This window comes from Pseudoalteromonas sp. SG45-5, from assembly GCF_014164085.1.
Classification (GTDB): Bacteria; Pseudomonadota; Gammaproteobacteria; order Enterobacterales; family Alteromonadaceae; genus Pseudoalteromonas; species Pseudoalteromonas aliena.
The window spans coordinates 22,621-33,686 of sequence record NZ_JACJEM010000052.1; the positions used below are offsets into that span (position 1 = coordinate 22,621).

Sequence of the window (11,066 nt, forward strand, 5' to 3'; positions counted from 1 at the left end):
GGCGTTTACATATCTATGAGCAAGCAAAAACAGCAAGGTAAAGCAAATATTACGTGGGCCGCTTTTATTGTGGTGATATTAAGCATTATTGTAGGCAATGCCTTTTTAGCATTGAATACGATTCAAGGGTTAACGCAAACTCAAAAAAGTTTAGACAATACTAATATGCTGACAACCGCAATAGAGAAACTGCATTTGTCTATCGTACAAGCTGAATCGGGTCAACGTGGTTATTTATTAACGGAAGAGGATGATTATTTAACGCCTTACTACGATGCGATAGGGCAGTTAGAGGAGCAAACAAATCATGTAAAATCGCTTCATTCTGAAATAGACGGCCAAGCTGATCGAATAGCCCAGTTGTTAGTGCTTACAGGCAGTAAAATTAAAGAATTAAAAAAGACGGTTAACCTTGCTCTTAATGACAAAGAGCGACGTGCGTTATATATACTTAATACACATAAAGGCCGAGGCCTTTATAAGCAAATTCGTGAAAATGTTAATGAAATTCAAGACCGAGAACTACTCTTTAAAGTGAGTCACTTTGCGAAATTAGCTAAAATTAAAAATGAGGCAAAAATTACCTTCGCGATTACAGCAATAACAAGTGCTCTGCTTATTATTGGTATGTTTATTATGACGCGTCTTAATTTAAGAAATGCGGCCCAATATCGTTTTGAGCTTGAAAAACAAAACGAAACGTTAGCCGCTAAAGTGTCGGAGCGTACGCAAGAGCTAACACTATACTCTGATGAACTGAGTCGCAGTAATCGAGAGTTAGAAGAATTTGCTTTTGTTGCGAGCCATGATTTACAAGAGCCGCTTCGTAAAATTCAAGCATTTAGTGATCGCCTTGAAACCATGTTCAAAGATGAGTTGGGCGAAAAAGGCATAGATTATATTGGCCGCATGAAAAACGCTGCCCAGCGTATGTCTAATTTAATTAATGATTTACTTGAGTTTTCGCGTATTGCTACGCGCGGTAAAGAGTTTGCTGATACAAGTTTAAACGAAGTTGTAACCGATGTATTAAGTGATTTAGAAATCGCGATAAAAGAATCTAACGCACAAATTGATGTAGAAGACTTACCCGTTATTCAAGCAGATAAAAGTCAAATGCAGCAATTATTTTTAAACTTGCTGTCAAATGCAGTTAAATTTAGAAGAGCTGATGTGAGCCCACATATAAAGATAAGCTATCAGCATGAAGATATTTTTAGTGCTGATCATAATACGCATTTAAGTTTTCAAATTATTACGATAACAGATAATGGCATTGGTTTTTCACAAGACTACGCCGATAAAATATTTGTTCCGTTTCAGCGTTTGCATGGTCGCTCTGAGTACAAAGGTACCGGTATTGGCCTTTCGGTATGTCGGCGTATTGTAGAGCGCCACGGCGGAACAATTACAGCTCAAAGTAAGGACGGTGAAGGTGCGACCTTCATTATAAAACTACCTGTGGAAGCTGCGCTTTTCACATTGCAAGGAGAGGCTTAAATGCCCTATTCAAAAGTGAAACCGATAACTATTTTAATGGCAGACGATGATGAAGATGATCGTTTGTTGACACAAGATGCCCTTGCTGAAAGCCGTGTACTAAACGACCTTCATTTTGTTGAAGACGGCGTTGAATTACTTGAATACTTAGAGCGCAGAGGAAAGTTTGCTGATAAAGCTGTGTCGCCGCGTCCTGGGCTTATATTACTAGATCTAAATATGCCAAGAATGGATGGTCGTGAAGCGCTTGAGGCAATTAAAGCAAACCCTAACCTAAAGGGAATTCCGGTTGTTATTTTAACTACGTCTAAACAAGAAGAAGATATGGTTAAGGGATACAACTTAGGCGCTGCATCTTATATTACAAAACCGGTGACGTTTGATGGCTTAGTTGAGCTAATGAAAACGTTAGGAAAGTATTGGGTAGAGTTTGTAGAGCTACCGACAACATTTAACGATTAATGGAGATTTTATGTTAGATAAAGTGACTCAGTTGCTGCTTGTAGAAGATGATGAAGATGATTACATACTCACCTGCGACTATTTAGAACAATTAGATTCACACACGTTTAACATTCAATGGGTTAGCTCCCCTGAGCAAGCAATTGAAACGCTTAGTAAAAATGAGCATGACATTTGCCTACTTGATTATCGCTTAGGTGCATCAAACGGATTAGATGTATTAAAGGAAGCCATTGCCAATGGCTTTAGCGGCCCGATTATTATGCTCACCGGGCAATCAAACGACGAGTTAGATTGCGCTGCGCTTGATGCCGGTGCAGTTGATTATTTAATAAAAACAGAAATGAGTTCGAGTCGTTTTGCTCGCGCTATTCGCTATGCATTGGCACGAAAAGATGTAGAAGGCGAGCGAGTTGAGCGTTTAAAAGCCGAAGCCGAAAACCGCTCAAAGGACCGGTTTTTAGCTCATTTGAGCCATGAACTGCGCACTCCACTGTCGTCTATTTTAGGTTATACCGAATTATTAATGCAGAGCGATTTTAGTCAACAAGCAGAAAATGAATTGGGTGTTATTTATCGAAACGGTAAACATTTATTAAGCTTATTGAACGATGTACTCGATTTATCTAAAATAGCGGCCGATAAACTCGAGCTTACCTTAAGCGAAGTAAACCTCGATAGCATGCTCGCGGATGTTTATACCTTAATGCGTGTATCGGTACTTGATAAAGGGCTTACGCTTCGTTTTGAATCAGATAAACCACTGCCTTTAGTTGCACGACTTGATGCCACAAGAGTTCGCCAAATATTAATAAATTTAATAAATAATGCCGTTAAATTTACCGATAAAGGCGAAATTGTTATTAATGCGTGGACCCAATGGGTTGATGACCGAGAAATGCTGTTTTTTAGTATTAAAGACACGGGCATGGGGATTGCACCTGAAAAGCAAAAACTTATTTTTAAACCGTTTGAGCAAATAGCCGATGTGGAATCGCGCTCCGTTGGCGGAGCGGGTCTTGGTTTAGCAATATGCGCAGAATTATTAGCGCGTATGCATGGCGATATTAATTTACAATCTGAATTTGGCAAAGGCTCTACATTTACGATTTCGGTGTATCCTGGGGATATTAGTGAGGTAGAGCGACAAGTTCTTAACTTTAGTAGTGCGCCGCAGTTACACAATAAATTAGCTCCTTGTAAAGTAAGTGGCCGTGTATTGGTTGTTGATGATTTACGTGATTTACGCATGCTAGTAGGGCACATGATCAGCTCTTGCGGTGCGAGGGTTGATTATGCAGAGCATGGTCAGCAAGCACTTGAAAAAGTGCGCATCGCGGATGCGTATAAAGCGCCTTATGATATTATTTTTATTGATATTCATATGCCTGTAATGGGCGGCAAGGAAGCTACTATAGAGCTTAGAAAAATGGGTTATAAAGGCCCAATAATCGCGCTGACAGCTGCAACAATGAAAGGGATACATGAGGAGCTGGCAGCACTTGGTTTTAATGATGTAATACCAAAGCCGGTTGATAGTGCTGCTTTATATCAATGTTTACAAGATTACTTAATAGCGCCAGAGCACGCGCCTAAAGCTAAAGATATAAACAGTGATAAAAGCTTAACAGAAAAAAAACAGCGTTTTTTACTTGTTGAAGATGACCATGATGCAGCGCAAATAACACAGTTGCTTTTAGAAAGTTTAGGTGTGGAAACCGTGATAGCATCGAGTTGTGCGCAATGTTTACAAATACTCAATCACGATAAGCAATTTAATAAAGTATTACTCGACATGCATTTACCTGATGGCAGAGGGGTTGATTTAGGCCAGCAAATTAATAAGCGTTACCCGGAGTTACGCTTGGTAATTGTAAGTGGTGCAGAGCCTGATCCTAAAGAGATAAAAGATTTAAATATTGACAGAGTTTTACTAAAACCTATTAATTTAAGCTTGTTAGAAACGCTTATTAGCTCATAGAGACATTATTTATATGCATTCAATAAAGTTAGTATCTGAAGAATTAACGCCATCAAAAGTAGTCTGTGTTGGTCGAAATTACACTGCGCACATTGCGGAGTTAAATAATGAAACGCCAGATCAAATGGTGCTATTTAATAAGCCAAATAGTGCAATTACCACGCTATTAAATTCGGCTCATAACGGCGATACCCTGCACTATGAAACAGAGCTATGTTTTGTTGTAAAAAATAAAAAGTTTGTAGGTGTTGGGTTAGGCCTTGATTTAACTAAGCGTACATTACAAAGTAAATTAAAAAATAAAGGACTCCCTTGGGAGCGAGCTAAAGCATTTGACGGTTCAGTTATATTAACTGATTTTATAGAGTTAACAGATGCAATGCAGCATTTTACGTTTGAACTTAAAATTAATAATGTTGTTATTCAGCAAGGGGATACTCATTTTATGTTACATAACCCTGAATCTATTTTACAAAACATCAGCGAGTTTATGAGCTTAGAAGATGGTGATGTGATCATGACAGGCACACCTTCAGGTGTAGGGGAGGTAACCGCGAAAAGTATTTTTGCTGTCGCGCTTTATGCCAATGATCAGTGTTTACTAGAGCATCACTGGCAAGCAAGTTAAATAGGTAACTAAACAGATAATTAAATACCATTTAATTATCTGTTTTAAATCAGCAAACACGCCCTAATACGGCATCGGATTATTTCTAAAAATAGTATCAATGTCAGTTAGCACGTCATCACTTAGCGTAATATCAAATGCATCAATATCTTCTTTTAATTGCGCCATACTTGTTGCACCAATAATAGACGACGTTACACCGTCTACTTGATTACACCATGCGAGTGCAAGCTGTGCTGGCGTTATATTATTAGCATGCGCCAGCTCAACATATTGTTTAGTCGCTTGTTCTGCGTTTGGTGTATCTCTAAAAATACCGTTACGCTGCATAAAGGTCCAGCGAGAGCCTTCTGGGCGAGCACCATTTAAGTATTTACCTGTTAATAAACCGGCGGCTAAAGGTGACCATGGTAAGTAAGCAATATCCTCATGCACACATTGCTCAATTAAATAGGGCCAATCTTTGGTATGCGCTAAGCTAAACTCGTTTTGAATAGATACCATACGAGGTAAATTATGCTCTTTTGCTAAGTTTAAAAATTGGCTTATCCCCCAAGGTGTGTCGTCAGATAAACCGCAGTGTTTAATTTTTCCGGCTTTTACGCAGTCGTTTAAACCTTCTAAAATATCCAGCATGCCAGCTTGATGTTCTTGTGTATTTACGTTTGTAAATTTAAGCATACCTGGCCATTGCCTACCAAAGTGAGGCGTAGAGCGATTTGGCCAATGTAGCTGATATAAATCAATATAGTCTGTTTGTAAGCGTTTAAGTGACTCATCAACAGCTTCAATAACTGATTGACGAGTAATATTACCGCCGCCTCTCACCCACGATAAGCCATTACCCGCTATTTTTGTGGCGAGAATTATATCGCTACGTTTTTGCTGATTACGTGAAAACCAGTCGCCAATAATTTGCTCTGTTTTTCCATATGTATCGGGAGAGGGCGGCACCGCATACATTTCAGCTGTATCAATAAAATTGACGCCTTTAGAGAGTGCGTAAGCTATTTGTTCATCGGCATCGCGCTGAGTATTTTGTAAACCCCAAGTCATACTGCCTAAACACACTCGAGATACGTCTACACCACTGCTACCAAGTGGACTATATTGCATAAAACTTCCTTAGTTATTAGGTTGAGCATGGGTGGTTAGAGCTGATAAAAGAGGCTCAGTAATTAGCGCTTTTTGCCCTGTTGTAAAGTCAAACATAACCACTTTTGAATTACCCGTTGTGGTTATCGCATTTTGTGCATGGCTAAATACAGTGTAATTCATCATAAAGCGATCTTCTTTAATGTCAGTGATGGTAACACCGACAGTAAGCGTATCTGGAAAAGTAACAGGGCGTTTATAGCGCACATTGTTTTCGCTTATAACTGGACCAGTACCGCTTGGGGTGATTGTATCAAATAGGTTTATTTTATTTAAAAAGTCTATTCGAGCTATTTCAAAATAACGTAAGTAAACCACGTTATTAACGTGTTGAAGGGCATCCATGTCAGCCCAAGCTACGGTAATATCAGTATGAATAGGATATTGATCTTTAAACGTTTGCATAAACTTATAGCTCTTAATTTTAAAGCACTTAGGTTATCAATATGAAGTTATGACCTCAAGGTAATTAATATGGCATTTTTAGCTAATCATTGTGCCTATTTAAATTAAGGTCTACAGTTGTGTTATATAAATAGGAGAAACGCATATGCAACAAGTAGTTAATTGGGTTCTAGCATGTTTTATTTTTATTATGTCGTTTGTTTTTTATGCAATGGGGAATCTCTCGGGAGGAGTATGTTTACTTGCCGCAGGGTTTTTACTTGAATTTGCTTTTTGGCTATATTGCTTTAAAAAAACGAGGCGATTTAAGCAGTCATTTTAGATTAACTAGGCGCTTGCATATTAAAAGTGTTTGCATAATAATGACTGTATAAATAAACAGTTATTTTGTGGCGATGAAAAAGTTTATTCACATAGATATGGATTGTTTTTACGCCGCAGTAGAAATGCGCGACAATCCTGAGCTTGCTAATGTACCGTTGGCAATCGGCGGTAATAGCCGGCGAGGTGTACTTTCAACCGCCAATTACCTTGCTAGAGAATATGGTGTACGCTCTGCCATGTCTAATTACCATGCGAAACAATTATGCCCCGATTTAGTGATTGTACCCGGACGTATGGCTGTTTATAAAGAAGCCTCAAACCAAATACGCGAAGTATTTAACCACTACACAGATTTAATTGAGCCACTTTCCCTTGATGAAGCTTACCTTGATGTAACAAATAGTGCCGCCTGTAAAGGCAGTGCTACGCTTATTGCACAACAAATAAGAGCCGATATTTACAATGCAACTGGGCTGACTGCATCAGCAGGGATTGCGCCCATTAAGTTTATTGCCAAAATAGCGAGTGACGAAAATAAGCCCAACGGGCAATTTGTAGTATTACCCAATGAAGTTGATATTTTTTTAGCGCAGTTACCACTGGGTAAAATACCTGGGGTGGGGAAAGTGACGCTCGAAAAACTCAATTTAAAAGGGTTATACACCGGCAAAGATGTGCGCGAAAAAGGTGTAAATTGGATGCAGCAGCATGTAGGTAACTTTGGTGTTTCTCTTTATCAAAAGTGTGCGGGTGAATATGTTGGTAAAGTCTCTACCAATCGAATTAGAAAATCGTTAAGTGTTGAGCATACTTATGAATACAATAAAAACAGCTTACAAGAATGCCTAGAGCAACTCCCTAAGTTGTTAGAGGAGCTGAAGGTACGTTTAGATAAGCAACAATTACAAAACAGAATTAATAAACTGAGCGTTAAAGTTAAATTTGCCAATTTTGTAGTGACTTCTGCGGATCAGGCATACCATCAATTAAACACTGAAATTTTTACTCAGTTACTAACTAAAGCTTATCAACGAGGTGTGCAGCAGCCTGTAAGGCTTTTAGGTCTTGGCGTGGGTATAAAAAACCAGCCAGAGCATAATTTACAGCTTAGTATTCTCGATTAAGTGCTAAAGCCTGTAACTGCAAGTTGCCAATAAACAAGCAATTAAACTAAATGCTTGTCGCAGCTTGCTGGTCTTCAATATTTAAATCGACGATAATAGAGGCTTATGTTTTTTAACAGGACCTTTATTTATGGCATATCCACAAGCCGTGTTGGCTCAGCCAGTAAGTGCTAGCCTTGAATGCACATCTCATGATGCATTAATCATTATCAGTGATGATTTTTCTCAATTACCAAACAATCCACTACGAGATGCAGTTTTAGCACAATCAAAAGTTGATTCTCGTATTGGTAAGCAAATTACTTTATTAGTAATTGAAAATAAAAGAGTGATTCTTGCGCCAACGGGTCCTTTAAATAGAGATTACGACGACGTACGCCGTTATTTTGATGCTGCTAAACTTGCAATTAACGAAGCCAAGGCGTCGGGCAGTGTTAATCCTGCATTATTTTTACCAAATTTAAATGCTGATAGCCGTTACCAACATGCGCTGGAAGTTGCTTATTTAGGTGCTTGCCAAGCATTGTGGCAGCCGTTAGAAGCACGTGAGTTTCATGGCGAGAGTATTGAACCTATAACAAATATCGGTTTAGTTGGCGCAAATGAGCAAACAATTAAAGCTGTTAATGCAATTGCAGCAGGTCAATACGCTGCACGTGATTTGTGTGGTACTGAGCCTGAGCGTATGGCTCCACCACGCTTTGCTGATTACTGCGTTGATTTATTTAAAGGCTCAAATATTGCCGTTGACGTGATTGATGATATTGCAGCGATTGATAAAAATTACCCAATGTTAAGCACTGTTGCTCGTGCATCGTATGCTGTAGAGCGCCATCATCCACGCGTTGTTAAGCTTGAATATGTACCAAGTGGCGAAGTTACTCGCACACTTATGTTTGTTGGTAAAGGCCTGGTGTATGACACAGGTGGTGCCGATTTAAAAGTAGGTGGTTATATGGCAGGTATGAGCCGTGATAAGGGTGGTGCTGCATCGGTTGCGGGCTTTATGAAAGCCGTTGCTGATTTTCAGCCTAAAGGCGTTAAAGTCATCGCTTATTTAGCCGTTGTTCGTAATTCTATTGGTTCGGATTGTTTTGTACCAGATGAAATTATCACTAGCCGCGAAGGTATACGTGTACGTATTGGTAATACCGATGCAGAAGGGCGCTTAGCAATGGGCGACTTACTTAGTGAAATGAAAGATTTGGCTAAGGGTGAAATCAATCCAACGCTATTTACTGTGGCTACATTAACAGGCCATGCAGCTCGTGCAATGGGGCCTTATGGAGCTTATGTTGAAAATGGTCCTGCTCGTAGCGCTGGTATTTCACGTCAAATAGCTGACTGTGGTGACCTATGGGCCGATGGCGCAGAAGTATCGCGCTCACGCCGTGAAGATTATGACTTTATCAAACCGCGTACACTTGCTGACGATGTACTCTCTAGCAATAACGCAGCGTCTGCGGTTACTGCGCGTGGGCATCAATTCCCGATGGCATTTATGGCTATTGTTGGCGGATTAGATAAGCACGGTAATGATTCTGAACAACCTCTACCTTATGTACATATGGATATTGCGGGTAGCGGTGTTGAAGGTGGTGATTGGCAGCACGGTAAACCAACGGCTGCATCAGTGACGAGCTTATTTGCTCTTTATTGTTTGTAGTTGTAAACCAGTTTTAACTTAGCACGTAAAAAAGCCCTGTTTTCAGGGCTTTTTATTATTTAAAAATCAATCTAACTTAAATCGTTTAACAACAGTTGATAGCGATATGCTACTTTGTTTTAGCTTATTACTAGCGCCTGTTAGCTGTTTGGTATTATCAAGCGATTGGCTTGTTGAATGGGACAAGTCGTTAATACGTAAATTAACCTCATCGGCGGCTTGTGTTTGTTGCTCTGTAGCGCGTGCTATTTGGCTATTCATTTCAGTGATCACTGATACTAGTCTTTCTATTTCATCTAGTGAAGTATTTGCTGACGATGCTTGCTCAACCGTTGACAGTGAAAGCGTTTGGCTTGATTTTACCGCTTCTACAGCGGCTTTAGCACCTTCTTGTAATTTTGTTATCATTGTTTGAATTTCATCAGTGCTTTGCCCTGTGCGACTCGCCAGTGTTCGTACCTCATCGGCAACAACTGCAAAACCCCGACCATGTTCGCCCGCACGTGCAGCCTCTATTGCAGCATTAAGTGCCAGCAGATTTGTTTGCTCCGAAATGCTTCGGATCACATCAAGGACCGAACCTATGTTATTACTTTCGTTTGCTAAATCCTCTGTCACGCGGCTAACGGTTTCTATATTAGTCGAAAGAGTTTTTATTGCGGTAATCGTTTTTGCCACCACACTTTTACCTGTTGATGCATTATGAGCAGCCTCATTTGCAGCTTGTTCAGCCGCTTCAGCATTACGGCTCACATCGTGTATTTGGTGAGTCATTTGCTCCATAGCTGCAGCGACTTGCGTTGAGCTCTCGTTTTGTAATTCAATGTATGACTGACTTGTTTTACTTGTGTCATCAACTGTGTATGCATGTTTATCAACGTCAATAGCACTTTTTGAGACTAACGCTAGAGACTCTCTCATTTTAGATAAAAATGAATTAAATGAATGTGAAAGCTCTGAAATTTCGTCATTTCCTGCTTCATTAAGTGTTCGTGTTAAATCGCCTTCACCTTGTGCTATGTCTTTCATCATATTTGCTGCAAGCCTTGCTGGAAATACAATGCTTTTACCAATAAAGTAACTAAGTAAAATTACGGCTAATATCATTACTATGGCATTTATGACAATGATATTTCGTTGTTCTACAAACGCAGTATCAATAGAATCAAGGTACACACCCGAGCCAATGATCCATTGCCATTGGTTAAACCCTTTTACAAACGCAATTTTATCAACTGGCTGCTCTTTTCCTGGTTTTGGCCATTTATACGGTATAAAACCCTCACCATCACGCTTAACTATATTAACCATATCAACAAATAATGCTTTACCGTCGGGGTCTTTATTATTTGTTAAGTTTTTACCATCTAGGGCCGGTTTAATAGGATGCATTACCATATTCGGTTGGTAATCGTTTATCCAAAAGTAGTTGGTTTTGTCGTACCGAAGTGCACTAATTGTATGTAATGCTTGTGACTGTGCTTGTTGTTGAGTGAGTTCATTATTGTTCTCAAGCGTATAAAAGTGCTCAATAATACTGTAGGCCGTTTCGACTACATTTTGTGTTTTAATATATTGCTCGTTTTTGAGGGTATTATATTGATTTGTTAAGCTAGAAATACTCAATATAATTAGGCCTAGAATTACAATTCCGATTAACATAAAAAAGCGTTGAAAAATACTGAAGCGTCGAAGGTTTAGCATATTTTTTCCTTAAATAAGTGTGCACCCTATGTGCTTCATACAAGCAATTAAAAATATATTTAATTTGAGCTGTACCTATAAGACAAAAAAAAGGCTGATTTATCAATCAGCCTTTAG

9 protein-coding genes are annotated in these 11,066 nt (G+C 39.3%); 6 read left to right on the forward strand and 3 right to left on the reverse strand.

The window, feature by feature from the left end; genetic code table 11:
- Positions 1–15: 15 nt before the first annotated feature.
- Genes H5119_RS15895 through H5119_RS15910 form a run of 4 tightly spaced genes read left to right on the forward strand, consistent with a single transcriptional unit; the run spans position 16 to position 4,571 of the window.
- Positions 16–1,500, forward strand: a complete 1,485-nt coding sequence (locus H5119_RS15895) for an ATP-binding protein (protein WP_182702919.1) — start codon at positions 16–18, stop codon at positions 1,498–1,500.
- Positions 1,501–1,962 (forward strand): response regulator, encoded by a 462-nt coding sequence (locus H5119_RS15900; protein WP_182702920.1) that lies wholly within the window; start codon positions 1,501–1,503, stop codon positions 1,960–1,962. It abuts the gene before it with no gap.
- Between the two features lie 10 nt (positions 1,963–1,972).
- Entirely contained in the window at positions 1,973–3,943 is a 1,971-nt protein-coding gene (locus H5119_RS15905) for a hybrid sensor histidine kinase/response regulator (RefSeq protein WP_182702921.1), read from the forward strand.
- A gap of 13 nt (positions 3,944–3,956) precedes the next feature.
- On the forward strand, positions 3,957–4,571 hold the full coding sequence (locus tag H5119_RS15910; protein WP_182702922.1) for a fumarylacetoacetate hydrolase family protein: 615 nt from the start codon (positions 3,957–3,959) through the stop codon (positions 4,569–4,571).
- A gap of 63 nt (positions 4,572–4,634) precedes the next feature.
- Here H5119_RS15910 and H5119_RS15915 read toward each other — a convergent pair whose 3' ends face one another.
- Together H5119_RS15915 and H5119_RS15920 are read right to left on the reverse strand one after the other, a co-directional pair.
- Positions 4,635–5,687 (reverse strand): aldo/keto reductase, encoded by a 1,053-nt coding sequence (locus H5119_RS15915; RefSeq protein ID WP_182702923.1) that lies wholly within the window; start codon positions 5,685–5,687, stop codon positions 4,635–4,637.
- A 9-nt stretch (positions 5,688–5,696) separates the two neighbouring features.
- A complete protein-coding gene (locus H5119_RS15920) occupies positions 5,697–6,131 on the reverse strand; it encodes a thioesterase family protein (protein ID WP_182702924.1) in 435 nt (144 codons plus the stop codon).
- Between the two features lie 395 nt (positions 6,132–6,526).
- Here H5119_RS15920 and dinB point away from each other — a divergent pair, with 395 nt between their 5' ends.
- A complete protein-coding gene (dinB, locus tag H5119_RS15925) occupies positions 6,527–7,579 on the forward strand; it encodes a DNA polymerase IV (protein ID WP_182702925.1) in 1,053 nt (350 codons plus the stop codon).
- Positions 7,580–7,709: 130 nt separating this feature from the next.
- Positions 7,710–9,245: a leucyl aminopeptidase family protein gene (locus H5119_RS15930; protein ID WP_138585645.1), complete on the forward strand. Its 1,536-nt coding sequence runs from the start codon at positions 7,710–7,712 to the stop codon at positions 9,243–9,245.
- Positions 9,246–9,311: 66 nt separating this feature from the next.
- Here the strand turns inward: H5119_RS15930 and H5119_RS15935 are convergent, their stop codons facing one another.
- Complete coding sequence (locus H5119_RS15935; protein WP_182702926.1) at positions 9,312–10,949, reverse strand: methyl-accepting chemotaxis protein; 1,638 nt, start codon at positions 10,947–10,949, stop codon at positions 9,312–9,314.
- Between the last annotated feature and the right edge of the window lie 117 nt (positions 10,950–11,066).

What these genes read in the sequence shown, in the direction of transcription:
- H5119_RS15895 (WP_182702919.1), top strand. Translation starts at nt 16, where the DNA reads ATGAGCAAGCAAAAACAGCAAGGTAAAGCAAATATTACGTGGGCCGCT.
- H5119_RS15935 (WP_182702926.1), bottom strand. Translation starts at nt 10,949, where the DNA reads ATGCTAAACCTTCGACGCTTCAGTATTTTTCAACGCTTTTTTATGTTA.
- H5119_RS15930 (WP_138585645.1), top strand. Translation starts at nt 7,710, where the DNA reads ATGGCATATCCACAAGCCGTGTTGGCTCAGCCAGTAAGTGCTAGCCTT.
- H5119_RS15900 (WP_182702920.1), top strand. Translation starts at nt 1,501, where the DNA reads ATGCCCTATTCAAAAGTGAAACCGATAACTATTTTAATGGCAGACGAT.
- H5119_RS15915 (WP_182702923.1), bottom strand. Translation starts at nt 5,687, where the DNA reads ATGCAATATAGTCCACTTGGTAGCAGTGGTGTAGACGTATCTCGAGTG.
- H5119_RS15910 (WP_182702922.1), top strand. Translation starts at nt 3,957, where the DNA reads ATGCATTCAATAAAGTTAGTATCTGAAGAATTAACGCCATCAAAAGTA.
- H5119_RS15905 (WP_182702921.1), top strand. Translation starts at nt 1,973, where the DNA reads ATGTTAGATAAAGTGACTCAGTTGCTGCTTGTAGAAGATGATGAAGAT.
- H5119_RS15920 (WP_182702924.1), bottom strand. Translation starts at nt 6,131, where the DNA reads ATGCAAACGTTTAAAGATCAATATCCTATTCATACTGATATTACCGTA.
- dinB (WP_182702925.1), top strand. Translation starts at nt 6,527, where the DNA reads ATGAAAAAGTTTATTCACATAGATATGGATTGTTTTTACGCCGCAGTA.